This is a genomic window from Enterobacter sp. CM29 (assembly GCF_013179605.1).
Lineage (GTDB): Bacteria > Pseudomonadota > Gammaproteobacteria > Enterobacterales > Enterobacteriaceae > Enterobacter > Enterobacter intestinihominis.
The window spans coordinates 1-20,190 of sequence record NZ_JABMCU010000019.1 but is presented as its reverse complement, the minus strand read 5'-3'; the positions used below and the strand labels follow the sequence as shown (position 1 = coordinate 20,190).

24 protein-coding genes, 1 tRNA gene and 3 pseudogenes are annotated in these 20,190 nt (G+C 55.1%); 15 read left to right on the top strand and 13 right to left on the bottom strand.

All coding sequences use genetic code 11. The annotated features are described in order from the left end of the window. A complete protein-coding gene (gene bacA / locus HP459_RS04445) occupies positions 1-822 on the bottom strand; it encodes an undecaprenyl-diphosphate phosphatase (protein ID WP_003862545.1) in 822 nt (273 codons plus the stop codon). Between the two features lie 97 nt (positions 823-919). Continuing rightward, positions 920-1,297 (bottom strand): bifunctional dihydroneopterin aldolase/7,8-dihydroneopterin epimerase, encoded by a 378-nt coding sequence (gene folB, locus HP459_RS04440; protein WP_171935966.1) that lies wholly within the window; start codon positions 1,295-1,297, stop codon positions 920-922. 107 nt (positions 1,298-1,404) lie between these two features. Between folB and plsY the strand changes: the two genes are divergently transcribed. From plsY to ureG, 9 genes are all read left to right on the top strand, one after another. Continuing rightward, positions 1,405-2,019: a glycerol-3-phosphate 1-O-acyltransferase PlsY gene (plsY, locus tag HP459_RS04435; RefSeq protein WP_157506637.1), complete on the top strand. Its 615-nt coding sequence runs from the start codon at positions 1,405-1,407 to the stop codon at positions 2,017-2,019. Between the two features lie 274 nt (positions 2,020-2,293). Then, the gene (locus HP459_RS04430) at positions 2,294-3,121 is read left to right on the top strand and encodes an urease accessory protein UreD (RefSeq protein ID WP_108367905.1); all 828 of its coding nucleotides are present in this window, start codon (positions 2,294-2,296) and stop codon (positions 3,119-3,121) included. A 10-nt stretch (positions 3,122-3,131) separates the two neighbouring features. Continuing rightward, positions 3,132-3,434: an urease subunit gamma gene (locus HP459_RS04425; protein ID WP_003862556.1), complete on the top strand. Its 303-nt coding sequence runs from the start codon at positions 3,132-3,134 to the stop codon at positions 3,432-3,434. Between the two features lie 10 nt (positions 3,435-3,444). Further along, the gene (locus HP459_RS04420; RefSeq protein ID WP_022649443.1) at positions 3,445-3,759 is read left to right on the top strand and encodes an urease subunit beta; all 315 of its coding nucleotides are present in this window, start codon (positions 3,445-3,447) and stop codon (positions 3,757-3,759) included. After that, a complete protein-coding gene (gene ureC, locus HP459_RS04415; RefSeq protein WP_023298631.1) occupies positions 3,752-5,455 on the top strand; it encodes an urease subunit alpha in 1,704 nt (567 codons plus the stop codon). Before HP459_RS04420 ends, ureC begins: the two co-directional genes overlap by 8 nt. A gap of 9 nt (positions 5,456-5,464) precedes the next feature. Next, on the top strand, positions 5,465-5,929 hold the full coding sequence (ureE, locus tag HP459_RS04410) for an urease accessory protein UreE (RefSeq protein WP_023298632.1): 465 nt from the start codon (positions 5,465-5,467) through the stop codon (positions 5,927-5,929). Between the two features lie 9 nt (positions 5,930-5,938). After that, entirely contained in the window at positions 5,939-6,478 is a 540-nt protein-coding gene (locus tag HP459_RS04405) for a HupE/UreJ family protein (protein WP_023298633.1), read from the top strand. Next, the gene (locus HP459_RS04400) at positions 6,478-7,152 is read left to right on the top strand and encodes an urease accessory protein UreF (RefSeq protein ID WP_023298634.1); all 675 of its coding nucleotides are present in this window, start codon (positions 6,478-6,480) and stop codon (positions 7,150-7,152) included. Before HP459_RS04405 ends, HP459_RS04400 begins: the two co-directional genes overlap by 1 nt. Before the next feature lie 9 nt (positions 7,153-7,161). Continuing rightward, positions 7,162-7,779, top strand: a complete 618-nt coding sequence (ureG, locus tag HP459_RS04395; protein WP_023298635.1) for an urease accessory protein UreG — start codon at positions 7,162-7,164, stop codon at positions 7,777-7,779. 87 nt (positions 7,780-7,866) lie between these two features. Here the strand turns inward: ureG and tsaD are convergent, their stop codons facing one another. Beyond that, positions 7,867-8,880 (bottom strand): tRNA (adenosine(37)-N6)-threonylcarbamoyltransferase complex transferase subunit TsaD, encoded by a 1,014-nt coding sequence (gene tsaD, locus HP459_RS04390; RefSeq protein WP_022649449.1) that lies wholly within the window; start codon positions 8,878-8,880, stop codon positions 7,867-7,869. Positions 8,881-9,116: 236 nt separating this feature from the next. Here tsaD and rpsU point away from each other — a divergent pair, with 236 nt between their 5' ends. The 3 genes and pseudogenes from rpsU (at position 9,117) to rpoD (ending at position 13,191) form a co-directional block, all read left to right on the top strand. Next, complete coding sequence (gene rpsU, locus HP459_RS04385; RefSeq protein ID WP_001144069.1) at positions 9,117-9,332, top strand: 30S ribosomal protein S21; 216 nt, start codon at positions 9,117-9,119, stop codon at positions 9,330-9,332. Between the two features lie 115 nt (positions 9,333-9,447). Continuing rightward, a pseudogene (gene dnaG / locus HP459_RS04380) lies at positions 9,448-11,251 on the top strand (DNA primase). A gap of 95 nt (positions 11,252-11,346) precedes the next feature. Then, positions 11,347-13,191, top strand: a complete 1,845-nt coding sequence (gene rpoD / locus HP459_RS04375) for an RNA polymerase sigma factor RpoD (protein ID WP_006812010.1) — start codon at positions 11,347-11,349, stop codon at positions 13,189-13,191. A gap of 102 nt (positions 13,192-13,293) precedes the next feature. Here rpoD and mug read toward each other — a convergent pair whose 3' ends face one another. Next, positions 13,294-13,800 carry a G/U mismatch-specific DNA glycosylase gene (gene mug, locus HP459_RS04370; protein WP_023298636.1) on the bottom strand — a complete coding sequence of 169 codons (507 nt, stop codon included), beginning with the start codon at positions 13,798-13,800 and terminating at the stop codon, positions 13,294-13,296. 124 nt (positions 13,801-13,924) lie between these two features. Between mug and HP459_RS04365 the strand changes: the two genes are divergently transcribed. Continuing rightward, a tRNA-Ile gene (locus HP459_RS04365) sits at positions 13,925-14,000 on the top strand. Between the two features lie 212 nt (positions 14,001-14,212). On the opposite strand, the pseudogene HP459_RS04360 reads toward HP459_RS04365, so the two are convergent. The 3 genes and pseudogenes from HP459_RS04360 to HP459_RS04350 all read right to left on the bottom strand — a co-directional run. Then, positions 14,213-14,569, bottom strand: a pseudogene (locus tag HP459_RS04360) (baseplate assembly protein); the annotation flags it as partial. 5 nt (positions 14,570-14,574) lie between these two features. Next, positions 14,575-14,925 (bottom strand): GPW/gp25 family protein, encoded by a 351-nt coding sequence (locus HP459_RS04355; protein WP_063849806.1) that lies wholly within the window; start codon positions 14,923-14,925, stop codon positions 14,575-14,577. After that, complete coding sequence (locus HP459_RS04350; protein ID WP_171935965.1) at positions 14,922-15,563, bottom strand: phage baseplate assembly protein V; 642 nt, start codon at positions 15,561-15,563, stop codon at positions 14,922-14,924. The genes HP459_RS04355 and HP459_RS04350 overlap by 4 nt, the downstream gene beginning before the upstream one ends. Before the next feature lie 205 nt (positions 15,564-15,768). On the opposite strand from HP459_RS04350, the gene HP459_RS04345 reads away from it, so the two are divergent. Further along, entirely contained in the window at positions 15,769-16,965 is a 1,197-nt protein-coding gene (locus HP459_RS04345) for a hypothetical protein (RefSeq protein WP_063133894.1), read from the top strand. A 57-nt stretch (positions 16,966-17,022) separates the two neighbouring features. Here HP459_RS04345 and HP459_RS04340 read toward each other — a convergent pair whose 3' ends face one another. The 6 genes and pseudogenes from HP459_RS04340 to HP459_RS04315 all read right to left on the bottom strand — a co-directional run bounded on the left by HP459_RS04340 (position 17,023) and on the right by HP459_RS04315 (position 19,455). Next, on the bottom strand, positions 17,023-17,469 hold the full coding sequence (locus tag HP459_RS04340; RefSeq protein ID WP_171935964.1) for a phage virion morphogenesis protein: 447 nt from the start codon (positions 17,467-17,469) through the stop codon (positions 17,023-17,025). Beyond that, a complete protein-coding gene (locus HP459_RS04335; protein WP_032626339.1) occupies positions 17,462-17,929 on the bottom strand; it encodes a phage tail protein in 468 nt (155 codons plus the stop codon). The genes HP459_RS04340 and HP459_RS04335 overlap by 8 nt, the downstream gene beginning before the upstream one ends. Continuing rightward, positions 17,892-18,137, bottom strand: a complete 246-nt coding sequence (lysC, locus tag HP459_RS23350) for an Rz1-like lysis system protein LysC (protein ID WP_074169625.1) — start codon at positions 18,135-18,137, stop codon at positions 17,892-17,894. Before lysC ends, HP459_RS04335 begins: the two co-directional genes overlap by 38 nt. A 14-nt stretch (positions 18,138-18,151) precedes the next feature. Then, a pseudogene (locus HP459_RS04325) lies at positions 18,152-18,445 on the bottom strand (hypothetical protein); the annotation flags it as partial. A gap of 175 nt (positions 18,446-18,620) precedes the next feature. Next, a complete protein-coding gene (locus HP459_RS04320; protein WP_171935963.1) occupies positions 18,621-19,085 on the bottom strand; it encodes a hypothetical protein in 465 nt (154 codons plus the stop codon). Beyond that, positions 19,063-19,455, bottom strand: coding sequence for a polymorphic toxin type 44 domain-containing protein (locus HP459_RS04315; RefSeq protein ID WP_017692645.1), 393 nt, complete (start codon positions 19,453-19,455; stop codon positions 19,063-19,065). Before HP459_RS04315 ends, HP459_RS04320 begins: the two co-directional genes overlap by 23 nt. Before the next feature lie 205 nt (positions 19,456-19,660). Between HP459_RS04315 and HP459_RS04310 the strand changes: the two genes are divergently transcribed. Then, positions 19,661-20,152 carry an Hcp family type VI secretion system effector gene (locus tag HP459_RS04310; protein ID WP_032626342.1) on the top strand — a complete coding sequence of 164 codons (492 nt, stop codon included), beginning with the start codon at positions 19,661-19,663 and terminating at the stop codon, positions 20,150-20,152. Positions 20,153-20,190 lie beyond the last annotated feature (38 nt).

The window sequence follows — 20,190 nt, the reverse complement described above, 5'->3', positions numbered from 1 at the left end:
TCAGAAGAAGACCACGTACACGGCAGCCGCGACGATAAAGCGGTAGATCGCGAACGGAATAAACGAGATACGCTTAATCAGTTGCAGGAAGGTTTTGATGGCAATCAGCGCCACGATAAAGGCGGTGATAAAGCCCACGGCGAACATCGGAATGTCGCCTACGGTCAGGAAGCCGATGCTTTTGTAGAGATCCAGTGCGGTGGCGCCCATCATCATCGGTACCGCCAGCAGGAACGAGAACTCAGACGCCGCGTAACGGCTCACGCCCATCAGCATCCCGCCGGAAATGGTTGCCCCTGAACGGGAGAAGCCCGGCCACAGCGCCAGACACTGGAAGCAGCCAATCATAAACGCCTGGCGATACGTCATATCGTCCAGACCTTCTGCACGCGGGGTTTTTGGCTTCAGCACTTCGGCGGCAATCAGCAGGAAGCCGCCGACAACCAGCGCGTACATCACGTTAATCGGGTTGAAAAGCGATTTTATGGTGTCGTGGAACACCAGCCCCAGCACCACCGCCGGGATCATCCCCAGCAGAATATGAATCAGCGTCAGGCGCCCCTTGCCCTCTCCTTCACGCTGCGGTAAACGCCCGAAGTGGATGCCGATCAGACCAAACAGACGACGCCAGAACATGACGACCACCGCCAGAATAGAGCCCAGCTGAATCACCACCTCAAACGTCTTTGCGGTATCGCCTTCAAAGCCCAGGAGATGGCCAACGATAATCATATGGCCCGTACTGGACACCGGCAAAAACTCCGTCAATCCTTCGACCACACCCAGAATTGCCGCCACCAGCAGCGAGTGCATATCGCTCATCTATAAACCCCTAAAAAGATATAAAAAAACGGTCGCCACAACGGCTACCGTGAAACATACAGCTTTAAGACCGATATAACCTAAAATGGTTTAGCAATTATGACGTTAAATCTTTTTCTTTCAGATTTGTGCCACGCTCAATGATGACGCCCACGTTGGCGGCGCGCGCCACCGCGCCCGGCTTGCTTAGTTTGATGCGCACCCACGGGGAGTTAAATTTGCTCAGTAGCAGGTCCGCTACCTCTTCCGCCACGCGTTCCACCAGCGCAAATCGTTGCCCTTCCACGTGGCCAACTACCGCTTCACTGATGTCGGCGTAGCTCAGACAGTCATTCACATCATCGCTTTTTGCTGACTTGCGGTTATCCCAGCCCATTTCGATATCGAACACCAGTTTCTGCTCGATGGTCTGTTCCCAGTCGTAAACACCGATTGTGGTGATTACCGAAAGTTGCTCTATAAATACAATATCCATCACGACCTGCCTGCTTTTTGGCTAAACCGGATACCACTTCCGGCGAATTATGCGTATTATCCACAGATGCTGAGAATACAGATACATTTTCAAAACGGAACAGCGTTATGAGTGCAATCGCGCCTGGAATGATTATCCTCGCCTACCTTTGCGGCTCAATCTCCAGCGCCATTCTGGTCTGCCGCATCGCCGGGTTGCCTGACCCGCGTGAAAGTGGTTCCGGGAATCCGGGGGCGACCAATGTACTACGAATTGGCGGCAAGGGAGCAGCCGTAGCGGTTTTGATTTTTGATGTTCTGAAAGGAATGCTCCCCGTCTGGGGTGCGTATGCGCTGGGCGTCACACCCTTCTGGCTGGGGCTGATTGCTATCGCCGCTTGCGTCGGCCATATCTGGCCCGTTTTCTTTGGTTTTAAAGGCGGTAAAGGCGTTGCAACCGCGTTTGGCGCGATTGCGCCGATCGGCTGGGATCTCACTGGCGTGATGGCGGGCACCTGGCTGCTGACCATCCTGCTGAGCGGCTATTCATCGCTGGGCGCCATCGTCAGCGCGCTGATCGCTCCGTTTTATGTCTGGTGGTTCAAACCGCAGTTTACCTTCCCGGTATCGATGCTCTCGTGCCTGATCCTGCTGCGTCATCATGACAACATTCAGCGCCTGTGGCGTCGCCAGGAGACGAAGATCTGGGCGCGGTTAAAGCGGAAGAAGAGAGAGACGCGGTAAGGTTTTATTTACTTTTAGTGGAATTGTTCCGTTCACTTTATGACCAACAGAATATGACATTCCGGAACCCGTGAACGTGATAAGGGGGCCGCGGTGGCCCCCTTAACACGTTCACCGCAGCGGGATACCCATAAAGCAGAAAAACCATAGTGAACGGAACCCTTCCACCGCAGCCCCAAAATACAGGCCCCATCCATAAGCGACTCATATGACAGCCTTCATTTCCGCCAGGGCATACTGAAACGTACCCCGATAGTGTGGAAATGGAAGCACCATGTTAGCAACTCAGGTCACTGATAATTCATACAAAGGCTGGCAGGCCACGCTTGCCCTCCAGTTTTGTTATACCCCTGAGAAAACCCTCCTCCATTCCGCGCGTCACACCGGGCCGCTCACCGTTCAGCGCCCGTTTTATCCCGAAGGGGAAACCTGTCACCTTTACCTGCTGCATCCGCCAGGCGGGATTGTGGGCGGGGATACGCTGGATATTTCCGTGCGGCTCGACGCCAAAAGCCATGCCCTCATCACCATGCCCGGCGCCAGCAAGTTCTATCGCAGCAGCGGCCCGCTGGCCTGTCTGAATCAGCATTTTTACCTCGACGAAGAGGCCACGCTGGAGTGGCTGCCGCAGGACACCATAATTTTCCCCGGCGCTAACGCCGCGCTGCGTTCCGTCTTCCATCTTAAGGCCACCAGCACGCTGCTGGCGTGGGAGCTGTACTGTCTGGGCCGTCCGGTGATAAACGAATCCTTCAGCCACGGCACGCTGGAGAGCCGCCTTGAGGTGTGGGTGGATGGCGAGCCGCGTCTGATTGAGCGACTGCATCTTAGCGATGGCGATCTGTCGCCCGTCGCAGGCCATCCGTGGGTCGGCACGCTGCTGTTCTACCCGGCCCGGGAAGCTCATCTTGATACAGTGCGCGAGCGGCTCGCCCCACTGGAAAACTTTGGCGGGGCGACGCTCACCGACGACCTGCTGTCGGTGCGTTTTCTCTCCCACGACAACCTCATTTGCCAGCGGGTGATGCGCGATATCTGGCAGTCGCTTCGCCCGCTTTTAACCCCCAAAACCGCCTGTTCGCCGCGTATCTGGCAGACATAAGAGAAACGCTATGGAACTGACTCCCAGAGAAAAAGACAAGCTGTTGCTGTTCACCGCCGCGCTGGTTGCCGAACGCCGCCTCGCGCGCGGGGTAAAGCTCAACTACCCGGAATCGGTCGCGCTGATCAGCGCCTTTATTATGGAAGGCGCGCGCGATGGCGAAACCGTCGCCTCGCTGATGGAAGCCGGCCGCCACGTCCTGACGCGCGATCAGGTGATGGAGGGCGTGCCGGAGATGATCCCGGATATCCAGGTGGAAGCCACCTTCCCGGATGGATCCAAGCTCGTCACCGTCCACAATCCGATCGTGTAAGGAGCGCGTGATGATCCCAGGCGAATACCGGATCCAGTCCGGCAACATTGCGCTCAACGTCGGGCGCGAAACCCGAAGTGTGATCGTGGAAAACCACGGCGACAGGCCGATCCAGGTCGGCTCGCATTACCACTTTTACGAGGTCAACCCGGCGTTGAAATTCGATCGCGAAGCCACCCGAGGCTACCGACTCAACATCCCGGCCGGTACTGCCGTGCGCTTCGAGCCCGGCCAGAAGCGGGAAGTGGCGCTGGTGCAGGTGACGGGCGCGCAGCGCATTTTTGGTTTTCGCGGCGAGGTCATGGGCGAGGTGAAACATGGCTGAGATTTCACGCCAGGCGTATGCCGATATGTTCGGCCCCACTACCGGGGATAAAGTGCGGCTGGCCGACAGCGAGCTGTGGATCGAAGTGGAAGACGATCTCACGATCTACGGCGAAGAGGTTAAATTCGGCGGCGGAAAAGTGATCCGCGACGGCATGGGACAGGGGCAGATGACCGCCGACGACTGCGTGGATCTGGTGCTCACCAACGCGCTGATCGTCGATCACTGGGGGATCGTGAAAGCGGATATCGGCGTAAAAGATGGGCGGATCTTCGCCGTCGGCAAAGCCGGAAACCCGGACATTCAGCCCGGCGTGACGATCCCGATTGGCGCGGCAACGGAAGTGATCGCCGCCGAAGGGAAGATCGTCACCCCTGGCGGGATCGACACCCACATCCACTGGATCTGTCCGCAGCAGGCGGAAGAGGCGCTGGTCTCTGGCGTCACCACCATGATCGGCGGCGGCACCGGCCCTGCGGCAGGTACAAACGCCACCACCTGCACGCCGGGGCCGTGGTATATCGCCCGCATGCTGCAGGCCGCCGATACGCTGCCGGTGAATATTGGCCTGCTGGGCAAAGGGAACGGTTCAAACCCGGACGCGCTGCGCGAGCAGATCGCGGCTGGCGCCATCGGGCTTAAGATCCACGAAGACTGGGGCGCGACGCCTGCGGCAATCAACTGCTCGCTGGAGGTCGCTGAAGAGATGGATATTCAGGTGGCGCTACACAGCGACACGCTGAACGAGTCCGGTTTTGTCGAAGACACGCTGGCCGCCATCGCCGGGCGCACCATCCACACCTTCCACACCGAAGGGGCGGGCGGCGGCCATGCGCCGGATATCATCACCGCCTGCGCGCACCCGAATATTTTGCCCTCCTCCACCAACCCGACGCTGCCCTACACGGTGAATACCATCGACGAGCACCTGGACATGCTGATGGTCTGTCACCATCTCGACCCGGATATCGCCGAGGACGTGGCATTTGCGGAATCCCGTATTCGTCGGGAAACCATCGCCGCCGAAGACGTGCTGCACGATATCGGCGCGTTCTCGCTCACCTCGTCAGATTCACAGGCCATGGGCCGCGTGGGGGAAGTGATTATCCGCACCTGGCAGGTGGCGCACCGCATGAAGGTGCAGCGCGGCGCACTGCCGGAAGAGACAGGCGAGAACGACAACTTCCGCGTGAAGCGCTATGTCGCCAAATACACCATTAATCCGGCTCTTACCCACGGCATCGCCCATGAGGTCGGTTCTATTGAGGCGGGCAAGCTGGCGGATCTGGTGGTCTGGTCCCCCGCTTTCTTTGGCGTCAAACCCGCCACCATCGTCAAAGGCGGGATGATCGCCTGCGCGCCGATGGGCGACATCAACGCCTCGATCCCTACGCCGCAGCCGGTGCATTACCGCCCGATGTTTGGTGCACTTGGTGCCGCACGCCACGCCACGCGGCTAACGTTTGTCTCGCAGGCCGCTGATGCCAGCGGCATTCCGCAGCGGCTCGGATTGCAAAGCGCCACCGCGGTGGTGAAAGGCTGCCGGACGGTGAAAAAGGCCGACATGATCCACAACGATTTACAGCCGAATATCACCGTTGACTCGCAAACCTATGAGGTTCGCGTCGACGGCGAATTGATCACCAGCGAACCGGCAGAAGTTTTGCCGATGGCGCAACGCTATTTTCTGTTTTGAGGAGTGATGATGATTTATTTAACCCAACGCCTGGACCACGCGCACCCCGTCACCGCCAGCGTTACGCTGCCGATTGACGTGCGGGTAAAAAGCCGCGCCCGCGTGGCGCTGAACGACGGCCGCGAAGCCGGGCTAATGCTGCCGCGCGGCCTGTTGCTGCGCGGGGGCGACCTGCTGACTACCGACGATGGCAGCGAAGTGATCGAAGTGATCGCCGCCCCGGAGTCGGTTTCCGTGGTGCGCTGTGCCGACCCGTTCCTGCTCGCCCGCGCCTGTTATCACCTGGGCAACCGCCACGTACCGCTGCAAATCATGCCCGGCGAAATGCGCTACCACCACGATCACGTTCTCGACGACATGCTACGTCAGTTCGGGCTGGAGGTGACCTTCGCCAGCCTGCCCTTTGAACCAGAAGCGGGCGCTTACACCAGCGATGCCCACAGTCATGGCCACTCCCACGCTCATTCACATTAAGGACTCATCATGCGTAAGTATTTACCGCTGTTTCTGCTGGCCTTTTCCGTTCCGGCGCTTGCCCATCCCGGGCACGGAACCGACAGCTTTCAGGCAGGTTTTCTCCATCCGCTGACCGGGCTGGATCACCTGCTGATGCTGACGGGGGCTGGCGTGCTGTCCGCCCTGAGCGGCCGCAAGCTGCTGCTGCCGTTAGCAACGCTCGGCATGATGCTGGCTGGCGCCGTTACGGGCAGCCTGCTCGGCGGCTTTAGCGGCATGGAGATGCTGATTATCGCCTCACTGGCGGTCTGCGGCGTGATGATGTTTAAGACTGAAAATCGCCTGCTGCTGGCGGTTCCAGCCCTGGCGATGTTCCACGGCTGGGCGCACGGCGTGGAGATGTCCGGCCACAGCTTCTGGCTCTTTACCAGCGGATTTATGTTAGCCAGTGCCACGGTGCTGTGCGCCAGCTTCGCGGCAGGGCTGCTGCTGCGCCGTCACGACGGCCTGCGTAAGACCTTCGGCGGCGGGCTGATCGTCTCTGCCCTGCTGGCGCTGATGAGCTGATGGAGCACGCCCGCCAGCGGCTGCGCCTGATGCAGCTCTCCAGCAGTAGCCTGCCGGTCGGATCGTATACCTGGTCACAGGGGCTGGAGTGGGCTGTCGAGGCCGGGTGGATCACGGACGCTGAGGCCTTCAGGCGCTGGCAGATCCAGCAAATGGAGCAGAGCTTTTTCTGCGTCGACCTGCCGCTGTTTATCCGCCTGTATCATGCCTGCGAGAAGCAGGAGGTCGCGACAGCAAAACGCTGGACGGCATACCTGCTCGCCTGTCGGGAAACGCGCGAACTGCGCGAGGAAGAACGCAACCGCGGCGCGGCCTTTACGCGCCTGGTTAAAAGCTGGGAACCCGCCTGCCCGCCAGAATGGCTGCCGCTGTTGATGCAGAGCCAGCTCGGCGGTATGGCGTGGCTCGGCGTGCGCTGGGGCATTAGCGCGCGCGAGCTGGCGCTGAGCCTCGGCTACAGCTGGATTGAGAGCGCGGTGATGGCGGGCGTCAAGCTGGTGCCGTTTGGGCAGCAGGCCGCACAACAGCTGATTATCGACCTGAGCGACCATTTTGCCGCTGGGTTTGAACAGGCATTTTTACGTGGCGACGACGCGCTGGGGGCAGCTACGCCGCTGTCCGCCATCGCCTCCGCACGCCACGAAACCCAATATTCACGACTATTCCGTTCCTGAGGAGTCAATATGGCTGATTACAAACATCCCCTGCGCGTTGGCGTGGGCGGCCCGGTAGGGTCGGGCAAAACCGCCCTGCTGGAAGCGCTCTGCAAGGCGATGCGCGACACCTATCATCTTGCGGTGGTGACTAACGATATCTACACCAAAGAGGATCAGCGCATCCTGACCGAGGCGGGTGCGCTTGAGCCAGAGCGCATCGTAGGGGTGGAAACGGGCGGCTGTCCGCACACCGCCATCCGCGAAGATGCCTCAATGAACCTGGCAGCGGTGGAAGCCTTGAGCGAGAAGTTCGGCAATCTGGATCTGATCTTCGTCGAAAGCGGCGGGGATAACCTGAGCGCGACCTTCAGCCCGGAGCTGGCGGACCTCACCATCTACGTGATCGACGTGGCCGAGGGGGAAAAAATCCCGCGCAAAGGCGGGCCGGGGATCACCAAATCCGATTTTCTGGTGATCAATAAAACCGACCTCGCGCCGTACGTGGGGGCGTCGCTGGAGGTAATGGAGCGCGACACTAATCGCATGCGCGGCGAGCGTCCGTGGACCTTTACCAACCTGAAGGCGGGTGACGGGCTGGCGACGATTATTGCGTTTCTGGAAGAGAAAGGGATGCTGCGGATGTAGTGCGGTTTATTGCCGGGTGGCGGCTTCGCCTGACCCGGCCTACGATTTTTGCAGACCCGGTAAGCCCAGCGCCACCGGGCAAAAGACTTACGCCTCAGGCAGCTCCGCCAGCGGCCAGCGCGGACGCACGGACACGCTCAGGTCAGCCGTGGCGCCAGCGTTCAGGCGTACCATCCCGGCGTAGGCGATCATCGCCCCGTTATCGGTACAAAATTCTGGACGCGCGTAGAACACTTCCCCACGACGCTTTTGCATCATTTCGGCAAGCTTCGCGCGCAGCGTACGGTTGGCGCTCACGCCACCGGCCATCACCAGGCGCTTAAAGCCCGTCTGATCCAGCGCACGCTTGCACTTGATCATCAGCGTATCCACCACCGCATCTTCGAACGCGCGGGCGATGTCGGCACGCGTCTGCTCGCTGTCGTCGTTATTGCGAATGGTGTTCGCCGCGAAGGTTTTCAGACCGGAGAAACTAAAATCCAGCCCCGGACGATCGGTCATCGGACGCGGGAAGACAAAGCGCCCTTCCGTTCCCTGCGCGGCCATTTTCGACAGCATCGGGCCGCCAGGATAATCCAGGCCCAGCAGCTTGGCAGTTTTGTCGAAGGCTTCACCGGCCGCGTCGTCGATCGATTCGCCCAGCAGCTCATACTTGCCAATGCCCGTTACGCTAATCAGCTGCGTATGACCGCCGGAGACCAGCAGCGCCACAAACGGGAACGCTGGCGGATTGGCTTCCAGCATCGGAGCCAGAAGATGTCCTTCCATATGGTGAACCGGAATGGCCGGAACGTCCCACGCGAAGGCCAGCGAACGCCCTACCGTTGCGCCGACCAGCAGCGCGCCAACCAGGCCCGGTCCTGCAGTATAGGCCACGGCATCAATATCTTTTGCACTTAACCCGGCCTCTTTCAGTGCCGCCTGAATCAGGGGAACCGTTTTACGCACGTGGTCACGAGAGGCCAGTTCAGGCACGACGCCGCCGTAGTCAGCGTGCAATTTCACCTGACTATACAGTTGGTTGGCCAGAAGCCCTTTTTCGTCGTCGTAAATCGCGATGCCGGTTTCATCGCAGGATGTTTCAATACCCAGTACACGCATGACTTGTTTTACCTCGTTTCAATACCGCGCAGTGTAGAGCCTGGGCGGGTTGATGTAAAACTTTGTTCGCCCCAGGAAGAAGCCTCGTGTATACTCTTCCCCCTTATAAAAGTCCCTTTCAAAATCGCATCGGTGCTTTACAAAGCAGCAGCATTTGCAGTAAAATTCCGCACCATTTTGAAATAAGCTGGCGTTGATGCCAGCGGCAAACCGAATTTATTAAAGGTGAGAGTTACATGCCGGTAATTAAAGTACGTGAAAACGAGCCGTTCGACGTAGCACTGCGTCGCTTCAAACGTTCATGCGAGAAAGCAGGTGTTCTGGCTGAAGTTCGTCGTCGTGAGTTTTATGAAAAACCAACGACCGAACGTAAGCGCGCTAAAGCTTCCGCTGTGAAACGTCACGCGAAGAAACTGGCTCGCGAAAACGCACGCCGTACTCGTCTGTACTAATCTGTTGAGGGCCACAGCCCTCAATTGACAGACAGAGTTGTAGTCGTAAGGCCGTGCTTCCGGAAGGAATGCGCGGCTTGTTTTCGTTTATAAGTCGCTTAAATTTTTGGGGCATATGGCCGGAAGAATCCCACGCGTTTTCATCAATGACCTGCTTGCCAGAACCGACATCGTCGATCTCATCGACGCGCGGGTGAAGCTAAAAAAGCAGGGCAAGAACTACCATGCGTGCTGTCCGTTCCATAACGAAAAAACCCCCTCTTTCACCGTAAACGGTGAAAAGCAGTTCTACCATTGCTTCGGCTGTGGCGCACACGGTAATGCCGTCGATTTTTTGATGAACTACGATAAGCTCGAGTTCGTTGAAACCGTCGAAGAGCTGGCGGCGATGCATAACCTTGAAGTGCCGTATGAAGCAGGCAGTGGGCCAAGTCAGATCGAGCGCCATCAGCGGCAAACGCTATATCAGTTGATGGATGGCCTGAATTCGTTTTACCAACAGTCTCTTAAGCACTCTGCGGCTGAGCCTGCGCGTCAGTATCTGAACAAGCGCGGACTGAGCGACGATGTGATTGCGCGTTTCGCTATTGGTTACGCCCCGCCCGGCTGGGACAACGTGTTAAAGCGTTTTGGCGGCAATAGCGAAGATCGTAAATCCCTCATCGACGCAGGCATGCTGGTCACCAACGACCAGGGACGAAGCTACGACCGCTTCCGTGAACGGGTGATGTTCCCGATCCGCGACAAGCGTGGCCGGGTGATAGGTTTTGGTGGTCGCGTGCTGGGTGATGCCCTGCCGAAATACCTTAACTCCCCGGAAACCGATATTTTCCATAAGGGCCGCCAGCTTTACGGTCTTTATGAGGCACAGCAGGATAATGCGGAACCTCCGCGTCTTCTGGTCGTCGAAGGCTATATGGATGTTGTTGCGCTGGCGCAGTACGACATTAACTATGCCGTTGCGTCGCTGGGAACGTCCACCACGGCGGACCATATCCAGTTGCTGTTCCGCGTCACCAACAACGTGATTTGCTGTTACGACGGTGACCGCGCAGGACGCGACGCCGCCTGGCGAGCGCTGGAAACCGCGTTGCCGTATATGACCGACGGGCGTCAGCTACGCTTTATGTTCCTGCCCGACGGTGAAGACCCGGATACGCTGGTGCGTAAAGAGGGCAAAGCGGCATTTGAAGCGCGGATGGAGCAGGCTCAGCCGCTCTCCACGTTTCTGTTTAACAGCCTGATGCCGCAGGTGGATTTGAGTACCCCTGACGGGCGCGCGCAGCTCAGCACGCTGGCGTTGCCGTTAATCAGCCAGGTGCCCGGCGAAACGCTGCGCATCTATCTGCGTCAGGAGTTAGGCAACAAGCTCGGCATTCTGGATGACAGCCAGCTTGAACGTTTAATGCCTAAACAGGCTGAAAACGGCACGGTACGCCCCGCGCCTCAGCTAAAACGCACAACCATGCGTATACTGATAGGGTTGCTGGTGCAAAACCCCGAACTTGCTCCGCAAGTGCCGTCACTGGCGGGTTTGAACCACGAAAAATTGCCCGGACTTGGCTTATTTTCAGAATTGGTCAACACTTGTTTGTCGCAGCCAGGTCTGACCACCGGACAACTTTTAGAGCATTATCGCGGCACAAAAGAGGCCGCTACCCTTGAAAAACTGTCTATGTGGGACGATATAGCTGATAAGGATATCGCAGAAAAAACGTTCACCGACTCACTCAACCATATGTTTGATTCGATGCTTGAGTTGCGCCAGGAAGAGTTGATAGCTCGCGAGCGCACTCATGGCTTAAGCAGCGAAGAACGCCGGGAGCTCTGGATGATTAACCAGGAACTGGCGAAGAAATAAAAAATTTAACGGCTTAAGTGCCGAATATCGATCGGGAAGCCCCCGGCAGCCGCACTGAGAGGCAGCGGCAAAAATATAAGTACGCCCTCGCTTTAAAGGTTGGCAGCCCTATCGCCGACACCAATCAAACGAATTAAGTGTGGATACCGTCTTATGGAGCAAAACCCGCAGTCACAGCTGAAACTTCTTGTCCAACGCGGTAAGGAGCAAGGCTATCTGACCTATGCCGAGGTCAATGACCATCTGCCGGAAGATATCGTCGATTCAGATCAGATCGAAGATATCATCCAAATGATCAATGACATGGGCATTCAGGTGATGGAAGAAGCACCGGATGCCGATGATCTGTTGCTGGCTGAAACCTCCAACAACACTGACGAAGATGCGGAAGAAGCTGCTGCACAGGTACTGTCCAGCGTGGAATCTGAAATCGGGCGTACCACTGACCCGGTCCGCATGTATATGCGTGAAATGGGTACCGTTGAACTGTTGACCCGCGAAGGCGAAATTGACATCGCAAAACGCATCGAAGACGGGATCAACCAGGTTCAGTGCTCTGTTGCCGAATACCCGGAAGCGATTACCTATCTGCTGGAGCAGTACGATCGCGTTGAAGCGGAAGAAGCGCGTCTGTCCGATCTGATCACTGGCTTTGTCGACCCGAACGCTGAAGAAGATATGGCGCCAACCGCCACTCACGTCGGTTCTGAGCTGTCTCAGGAAGAGATGGATGACGACGAAGACGAAGATGAAGAAGAAGACGACGACAGCAGCGACGACGACAACAGCATCGACCCTGAACTGGCGCGCGAGAAGTTTGCCGAGCTGCGTACTCAGTACGAAGTGACGCGTGACACCATCAAAGCGAAAGGCCGCAGCCATGCTGCCGCTCAGGAAGAGATCCTGAAGCTGTCGGAAGTGTTCAAACAGTTCCGCCTGGTGCCAAAACAGTTCGACTACCTGGTGAACAGCATGCGCGTGATGATGGATCGCGTACGTACCCAGGAACGTATCATCATGAAGCTGTGTGTTGAACAGTGCAAAATGCCGAAGAAGAATTTCATCACCCTCTTCACCGGCAATGAAACCAGCGAAACCTGGTTCAACGCCGCTATCGCGATGAACAAGCCGTGGTCTGAAAAGCTGCACGACGTGAAAGAAGACGTACAGCGCGGCCTGCAAAAGCTGCATCAGATTGAAGAAGAGACCGGCCTGACCATCGAGCAGGTGAAAGACATCAACCGTCGTATGTCTATCGGTGAAGCGAAAGCCCGCCGTGCTAAGAAAGAGATGGTTGAAGCGAACTTACGTCTGGTTATCTCTATCGCCAAGAAATACACCAACCGTGGCCTGCAGTTCCTGGATCTGATTCAGGAAGGCAACATCGGTCTGATGAAAGCGGTAGATAAGTTTGAATACCGTCGTGGTTACAAGTTCTCCACCTATGCTACCTGGTGGATCCGTCAGGCGATCACCCGCTCTATCGCAGACCAGGCGCGCACCATCCGTATTCCGGTGCATATGATTGAGACCATCAACAAGCTCAACCGTATTTCTCGCCAGATGTTGCAGGAGATGGGTCGCGAGCCGACGCCGGAAGAGCTGGCTGAACGCATGCTGATGCCGGAAGACAAGATCCGTAAAGTGCTGAAAATCGCTAAAGAGCCAATCTCCATGGAAACACCAATCGGTGATGATGAAGATTCGCATCTGGGTGATTTCATCGAGGATACTACCCTCGAGCTGCCGCTGGACTCTGCCACCACCGAGAGCCTGCGTGCCGCTACGCACGACGTGCTGGCTGGCCTGACCGCCCGTGAAGCGAAAGTGCTGCGTATGCGTTTCGGTATCGATATGAACACCGACCACACGCTGGAAGAAGTGGGTAAACAGTTTGACGTGACCCGCGAACGTATCCGTCAGATCGAAGCGAAGGCGCTGCGTAAGCTGCGCCATCCGAGCCGCTCTGAAGTGCTGCGTAGCTTCCTGGACGACTAACCCATGTAAACAGCAAAAAGCTCCCAATCGGGAGCTTTTTTTTTGTTTATTCCCTCTCCCTGTGGGAGAGGACCAGGGTGAGGGCATCAGGCCGCAGAGGAGCTAAAGCCCCCTCACCACCAGCGCCTCATCAAGTTCCCGATACGCCTCCACCAGCTTGTCCAGCGTCGCCCTGTTCAGCCCGCTCGGATTCGGCAACACCCACACCTGCGTTACGCCAATGGTAATGTTCTGCTTACCCCACTTCGCACCGCGCTGGCTGAACGCCTGCTCGTAGGCCTGCTTGCCGAGGATCGCCAGCGCCGCGGGCTGGTAGTCTTCAATCTTCTTCACCAGTTCCCGCCCGCCAGTACGCAGCTCATGCAGATTTACTTCGCTCGCCTGCACCGTTGGACGCTCGACCAGCATGGTGATGCCACAGCGCGTATCCAGCAGCTGCTGCTCTTCTTCCGGCTTAAGCTGTTTGTCGGTAAAACCGGCCTGGTGGATCACCTTCCAGAAGCGATTTCCCGGATGAGCAAAGTGAAAACCGGTGTGCGCCGAGGACTTGCCCGGGTTGATTCCGCAGAACACCACCCGCAGGCCAGGGGCCAGAATATCATTGATCATCTCTACTCCTGTCTATGCATCTTAAGATAAGTATAAAGGATTGATTATGCGTTGTTTATAAAAACAGCAGGCAGGTGTGAATGGCTGGATTGATGAGGGGAGTTACTTTATAATTCACCGCCACGGCCCCTTAGCTCAGTGGTTAGAGCAGGCGACTCATAATCGCTTGGTCGCTGGTTCAAGTCCAGCAGGGGCCACCAAATTTTAGCTTTAGAATCATCCAGTTAAGCCACTCTTGCGAGTGGCTTTTTTGTTGTCTGAATTTTAAGTGGCGATGAAATGGCGGTAAATTTTTAACCCGATTTTCCTCGGCGCATAAAAAAACCCGCACAGGGCGGGCACTTAGCAGGAATTTATCACAGACATAATGGCTGCTGACCACCCACAGTCGGGTGAGGTGGAGCGGGAGTTAGTCAGTGTCAGACTCCATCACCGCTGGCGTGGGCGGAAATGTCGTGTCGTCTGACGGGGTGATGACGAGTCGCGGGACATTGTAATTCGCCCCAATCTGGTCGAGATCGCTTCCGGCAGCGTAAGCCAGCATGACCGAACGCGCGGCCTCGTTGACGCGCTGTCGCCAGATAACTCCCCGGTAGGCGTTTTCCTCCAGCAGCTTAACAATCGGCTCTGATTCGAGGATCAGCGTGCGCGCGACTGCCCCCTATTGTTCCTCCGGGTATAACGAGACGAGGGTCGCCTTTCGCTCTGCGAGGATGGTCTCATAGTCCAGCACTTCCACGACATCAGGCGTAAGGTCAACAATTGCCATAGCGTTTAACTCAGTGGAATGGTGAGGGAAAAGGGCTGGCCGTTAGCCGATCGCGTGCCGGTGATATCGACATACAGCCCGCCGTCGGTCTCCGACCGCTCAAAGGTGATGGTTGTCAGACTGACGCGCGGCTCCCACTTCTGGATCGCGGAATAGCACGCGGCCATAATCTGCAATCGCAGTGCCGGTGTCTGCGGCTGGTCAATCAGTGCCGACAGAAGCGAGCCGTATTCACGGCGCATGACGCGCGAGCCAACCGGCGTGACGAGAATATCACGCACGCTTTGCCTGATATGCTCGACCTCAGATATACTGAGGACGGTCTGGCTGTTCATACCGAGATAACGCACCGTCATTTAGTACCCTCCGTCCAGCTTCCGCCCCGTTCAACGCCGCCGTGGTCATGGTCATCCGCCTGCACGCCGTTTGAGGTCAGTTTCCCGCCGGTGTGCTCGATGTTCCCGGTCATCTTCCCGCCCTTCTGCACTTCGAGCGTGCCGGTCGTCAGTTTGTTGGTACACACCACCTCGGGTGTATCGAGCGTGATACGGGTCGAGGCTTTCACCAGCACCACCGGCACGGTGGCTGTAATGGAATCCGACGCGGTAACGTCTGCGGTTTTGATACCTGACACGGTGAGCGCACTGTTTTCGGGTTCGTACTCAATGACCGCACCATCAGGGAAGGTAACGTGAAGCGCATCGGGTGAGGCTGACGGCGCGGGATTGTCATCTGAGAAAATGCCCGGCAGCACAAAGGCCGTATCGAGCTCACCGCCGATGGCCAGCAATAACACCTGCTCGCCAACGGACGGAGCCCACCACACGCGAGAGCGACCGGCGCGACAGGTGAGCCAGTTAAGCCAGGTGGTTTGCATGCCGCCGGTCTGGACACGACACAGCCCCTCGTCGTGGTCGACGTCGGTTACGATGCCGGTGCGGATGAGGTTGCGGATCGCGCGTGCGATTTCCTGTAGAGAATTTAAATTATTCATACAGGAAGGATGCCGCCGGGCAAGGCCAGCGGCAATTGGGCGAGGTTTTGTTAGGTACGACACAACGATACCTTGCCACATACAGCATGAATCGTTAGCCTGCCAGACAAAACCATAAAACATCAAAATCATTGATGACCGATGTGGCAACCTTTTCTCGTTGAGTGATATATTTAGATAAAATAATAGAAGGAACTGACTAAAAATGTTTGACTCAATCGTTTTGAACCGTTCAATTGACGGTCCTGCCATTACCATTGGTGAAATAGCAGAAGCATTGCTTTTCTATCAAAATATTCATATTGTAATGGACACATCAAATTTATTAGGACTCATTCAGTCAATTGGTCCCCATAACATTATCAGATTACTTTCCCATCCCGATGTAAAAACAACCTACATTGAGGAAATTCTCGGGGTTATGAGTGATGAGACTAACTTTGGAACTGAATACACTCTTGCGAGTGGTTATTTTTCAGGAAACCAAGAGCACGGAGAGATTAAAAGCTGGAAAAAACGTCTTGAATTCATGCTGACAAGGCAGGGGTTGAATAAAACTCAAGCCGAGAATTTCACCGAAAGATTTAGACAATGCGTCACATTAAAAAGACTTACTGGAGACCACTTTATTAATGGTGGAGTTATATCTGCTGCAAAAGAAGATTTCAATGATCCTGAATACGTCTCAAGTGCTGCGCGTATTATCCTGAGAAACCTACTTCCAAAAGAAAAATCTGAGGATGAATTCTACTTCAGGATCCATCCATCTCATGGAACATTTCGCGTTTCTACCAATATTGATTTTCCTGAAATTAATAGGTATCAAAATAATGTACTTGCTAACAATGATGAAACTACGCCAGCGAGTATAGCTTCAAGCATACTTAACTCATCCTATGGCCTCATACTGGCAGCTCACTATGGTGGCGACTTTCACACATCAACAACCGAATCCAAGATAATCCAGCAGAAAAACAAACAAATTCTAACTCGTGCTAATGCCAACCGTAATGAACTAAGTAATTTTTATGAAATAGCACTCACAGGGTGTCCCGACATAGCAACAGTTATAAATAAAGGGGAAAGATCTTTTGAGGAGTTCTTAGAACTTTTAACACGTGCCAAAAAGTTCAAAAAATGGCTAAAAGGAAAATCCCCCGACGAGAAACTTTTATCTCAATACCTTGAAGATATTACAACCTCCAGTTGGTTTGGTAGTGGTTCAGGCAAAGCCTTGAGATACTTAGCAAGTAATGGCCTAGGGCTTATAGATCCTATCACAGGTCTCCTTACATCAGCCCTCGATTCTTTTATACTCGATAAATTAACTGCTGGCTGGAGGCCTAATCAATTTATCATCAAAGAAATAAAACCTTTCGTTGATATACATGATAATTGTTGAAATCATTTGGCCCTGACTAAACAGGGCTAAGAGAATAGTATTTGTATATTGAGGCCATCAAACCAAATGCTCTATTATAGCATTTGTAATCAATTTTTTGTCTTCCAAGCTGAATCCGAGTAACTGGCGCTCTGCGTACTGCACATCCTGAGCGTGCGCGTTTGGACGGTCTTTTAGTCCGTAATGATGGACACGCGCGATGCGCTGCACATTTCCGGTAAATTCCACCACTGCACCGTTTTCACGGCCACTGGCTTTCATGTACCGGTTAGTGCGAAGCTTCTGATACATTGCCCGTTTAATTCGACCTTTTTTGGTTCTGAGTGGCTGGCGCTTTCGTGCCTGATACGGTGAGCCATCCGGGGCTTTTTGCTGTTTGATACGTTGCTGTTGCGCCGTTCTGAGTTGCTTCGCAATCTCACTGGCAAGCTTCCGACGCCCTGCGGGTGACAGGGCAGCAAGCAGCCCCGCGAGCTGGTTATCAAAGGGTTTAAATTCACTCATCCCACTTGCTCACCAGTTCGCCGTTGATATAGAGCTCTTTTGGACGCGTGACGGGTTCAGGCGGTGGCGGCTCCGGGGCATAGCTCACATGCAGCGCGCCGTTTTCCTCCCTGATGATGGTGCGCTCGGTGAGCTGGAGGCTGATACTGATATCAACCGTATCCTCGTCGTTTAAATCCATCTGGAAACGGTAACCTTTTTTATGCCCCTCATCGAGCGTGCAGATATCCGGCTGGTTTTCCCTCAGCCACGCGACCACCGGCACGAAAATCAAATCAGGGTCGCCTACAAAATCGCACACGATCACATTCAGGGTGTAAATTTTCTCGTGGGACAGGGAGGCCGCGAGCCGTGCATCGATATTCCCCTCGTCGGCAAAAATGCGCATCATCTCGGGGTTGGTTTTAAGCTGCGGGATGGCGTCAGTTAGCGCTTTTCGCAGGCTGATTGCTTTCTTCATCGAGATTATCCTGACAGGCTTTGACGGTTTCAATCTGTAACGCACAGGCGGCGAGCGCGTGCTCAAGCCTGCGGATATCTGCACTCAGGTCGCCATTAGTGGCCGGGTCGCTTCCCGGCATCGGGCAATAGCTCACTTTCGGGCAGGCGCTGTAAACAATGACCGGCGGAGGCGCAACCGGCGCGGGTGTGCAGCCTGCGCACAACATCAGGCAGCTCAGCGCTGTATGCCGAAGGTCTTTCCGAGATTATCCAGTAGCTGATACCCCGTTCCGCTATGGGTGAAATGTGGGATCGGACGGTCTAAATAATCTGCATCCGGCACGCTGAAGGTCAGGCCGCTGTGCTCTGTCAGCCAGCTGGCCACTTCGCGCAGCGTGGGGGGCTGGAAGGAACATGGCCAGAGGCGTTCGAATACGCCGACCAGTTTAGGAACAAACAGACGCTGAAAGCCGTTTTCAGCAGGTTGCGAGCGTTCCACGTACCCGGTAAACCAGCGCAACACCAGATCGGTGTATCGCCGCCGCTGTCTGGCTGGATATCCGCTGCTGAATCGCCTGGCTGATATGGGGCAGACCTTTGCCCGGTGGATGCTGCTGTTTCCCAATATCGCACGGGTACGCCGTGAAAACTTACACGCTGCTCATCGAGTCATTGACCCGACCGCAAGGGATTTTTAAATAAATATTTATCTATCGACTAAATTTCCCCTTGTCCCAGCTCTCGCCGCGGGCCGTTAAGTCAATTGACGGCACGGCCGCTATTCCCTCAGCATCATAAAAAAATGCGGACGTTGTAAAGCTGTACACTGTGCCGTGAACAGTAAATGAGATATTGTTGCCTATGCCTTCAACTTTTGCGCGGGCGGTATTCGCTGTAAGCGTGGGCGCGATATGTTGTTTTTCGAGAGCCACCAGCGGATCACCGTCAATCTTACTCGCTAAAAAATAACGATACACTTCCCCGGTGGTCATGTTCGAGCCGTCATACTCAGTAATGTATAACCAGGTCCGGGGCGTGAGCTGGCGAACTTGATATAGCCGATCACTAACAGTTAAACGCCGTATATGTTGGAAATAACAGTACCCCGCGACCGCCAGGGCCATAAGAATAGTGGCGATCCAGTGCAGCGTCCTAAAAGTGATGCTGTTTAACATAGTCGATGCCTTGCTTTATCCAAAATTGGTCAATCGGATCATCACCAAACGGCGGGGTCCCCGTAAAATTACCCCATTCGGGTCTTGATGTGCCGGCTTTCCACTGCGCCGCGCCGGCAGCAATAAGCAAAATCTTTGCAGGGATGCACGCTGCATAACCCACAGCGCCGTAATGGAAATTCCCGAAGTCAGCATAAGCCCGTTTATGTTGTTTGTAATCCCACGGCCCGCCGTTTCTTACTCGCTCATAAAACCACGTATACGTAAGCGGGGCGGCCATATTCTGGACTTCGTGACGCGCCCGCGCGAGCCTTATGTGTTCGCGCAATATCTCCAGCCCGCGGGGTGGATAAATCGGTATACATGCCATCGTTCTTCCTTTCTGCCAGGCAAAAAGGGCAACATAAGAGCAATAACGGTAACGCGTATTGCTGAAGATCAATTTATTAATTTTATTTGCAACATCAATAAGTAACGAAATTAAATAACACGAACCTATAACACAATTTGTATCACCTGCGATCCGTATTTAGTCATTAATGAGGGTTTACCCTAATGGAAATGGAGTTTTAAAAATGGCTATTCCTGCTTATCTATGGCTTAAGGATGATGGCGGCAACCCGATTAAGGGATCTGTGGATATTCAAAATAGAGAAGGTAGTATAGAGATCCTCTCTTTTAGTCACGGCTTGTTAGTTCCGACCGATAACAACACAGGCAAGATCACCGGCACGCGCTTACATGCGCCGCTCGTAATTGAAAAAGAGTTTGATAGCTCCAGCCCGTATCTCTACAAAGCGGTAGCCACCGGCCAAACGCTGAAAAGCGCAGAGATCAAGTGGTATAAAATCAACGATGCGGGCCAGGAGGTTGAATATTTCAATATGCTGCTTGAAAACGTCCGGGTAGTCAGCATTAACCCCGTCATGCATAACTGTAAAGAGCCAGCGTTACAGATACACAATCATAATGAGGGAATACAGCTCCGCTATGAGCGGATCACCTGGAAGTATTGCGATGGGAACATCCAATACTCGGACGCGTGGAACGAGCGGGTTACAGCGTAAAAAAAGGGCGGTTAATCCGCCCTGTATTGTTTTTAGTG

What these genes read in the sequence shown, in the direction of transcription:
- bacA (WP_003862545.1), bottom strand. Translation starts at nt 822, where the DNA reads ATGAGCGATATGCACTCGCTGCTGGTGGCGGCAATTCTGGGTGTGGTC.
- folB (WP_171935966.1), bottom strand. Translation starts at nt 1,297, where the DNA reads ATGGATATTGTATTTATAGAGCAACTTTCGGTAATCACCACAATCGGT.
- plsY (WP_157506637.1), top strand. Translation starts at nt 1,405, where the DNA reads ATGAGTGCAATCGCGCCTGGAATGATTATCCTCGCCTACCTTTGCGGC.
- HP459_RS04430 (WP_108367905.1), top strand. Translation starts at nt 2,294, where the DNA reads ATGTTAGCAACTCAGGTCACTGATAATTCATACAAAGGCTGGCAGGCC.
- HP459_RS04425 (WP_003862556.1), top strand. Translation starts at nt 3,132, where the DNA reads ATGGAACTGACTCCCAGAGAAAAAGACAAGCTGTTGCTGTTCACCGCC.
- HP459_RS04420 (WP_022649443.1), top strand. Translation starts at nt 3,445, where the DNA reads ATGATCCCAGGCGAATACCGGATCCAGTCCGGCAACATTGCGCTCAAC.
- ureC (WP_023298631.1), top strand. Translation starts at nt 3,752, where the DNA reads ATGGCTGAGATTTCACGCCAGGCGTATGCCGATATGTTCGGCCCCACT.
- ureE (WP_023298632.1), top strand. Translation starts at nt 5,465, where the DNA reads ATGATTTATTTAACCCAACGCCTGGACCACGCGCACCCCGTCACCGCC.
- HP459_RS04405 (WP_023298633.1), top strand. Translation starts at nt 5,939, where the DNA reads ATGCGTAAGTATTTACCGCTGTTTCTGCTGGCCTTTTCCGTTCCGGCG.
- HP459_RS04400 (WP_023298634.1), top strand. Translation starts at nt 6,478, where the DNA reads ATGGAGCACGCCCGCCAGCGGCTGCGCCTGATGCAGCTCTCCAGCAGT.
- ureG (WP_023298635.1), top strand. Translation starts at nt 7,162, where the DNA reads ATGGCTGATTACAAACATCCCCTGCGCGTTGGCGTGGGCGGCCCGGTA.
- tsaD (WP_022649449.1), bottom strand. Translation starts at nt 8,880, where the DNA reads ATGCGTGTACTGGGTATTGAAACATCCTGCGATGAAACCGGCATCGCG.
- rpsU (WP_001144069.1), top strand. Translation starts at nt 9,117, where the DNA reads ATGCCGGTAATTAAAGTACGTGAAAACGAGCCGTTCGACGTAGCACTG.
- rpoD (WP_006812010.1), top strand. Translation starts at nt 11,347, where the DNA reads ATGGAGCAAAACCCGCAGTCACAGCTGAAACTTCTTGTCCAACGCGGT.
- mug (WP_023298636.1), bottom strand. Translation starts at nt 13,800, where the DNA reads ATGATCAATGATATTCTGGCCCCTGGCCTGCGGGTGGTGTTCTGCGGA.
- HP459_RS04355 (WP_063849806.1), bottom strand. Translation starts at nt 14,925, where the DNA reads ATGACGGTGCGTTATCTCGGTATGAACAGCCAGACCGTCCTCAGTATA.
- HP459_RS04350 (WP_171935965.1), bottom strand. Translation starts at nt 15,563, where the DNA reads ATGAATAATTTAAATTCTCTACAGGAAATCGCACGCGCGATCCGCAAC.
- HP459_RS04345 (WP_063133894.1), top strand. Translation starts at nt 15,769, where the DNA reads ATGTTTGACTCAATCGTTTTGAACCGTTCAATTGACGGTCCTGCCATT.
- HP459_RS04340 (WP_171935964.1), bottom strand. Translation starts at nt 17,469, where the DNA reads ATGAGTGAATTTAAACCCTTTGATAACCAGCTCGCGGGGCTGCTTGCT.
- HP459_RS04335 (WP_032626339.1), bottom strand. Translation starts at nt 17,929, where the DNA reads ATGAAGAAAGCAATCAGCCTGCGAAAAGCGCTAACTGACGCCATCCCG.
- lysC (WP_074169625.1), bottom strand. Translation starts at nt 18,137, where the DNA reads ATGTTGTGCGCAGGCTGCACACCCGCGCCGGTTGCGCCTCCGCCGGTC.
- HP459_RS04320 (WP_171935963.1), bottom strand. Translation starts at nt 19,085, where the DNA reads ATGTTAAACAGCATCACTTTTAGGACGCTGCACTGGATCGCCACTATT.
- HP459_RS04315 (WP_017692645.1), bottom strand. Translation starts at nt 19,455, where the DNA reads ATGGCATGTATACCGATTTATCCACCCCGCGGGCTGGAGATATTGCGC.
- HP459_RS04310 (WP_032626342.1), top strand. Translation starts at nt 19,661, where the DNA reads ATGGCTATTCCTGCTTATCTATGGCTTAAGGATGATGGCGGCAACCCG.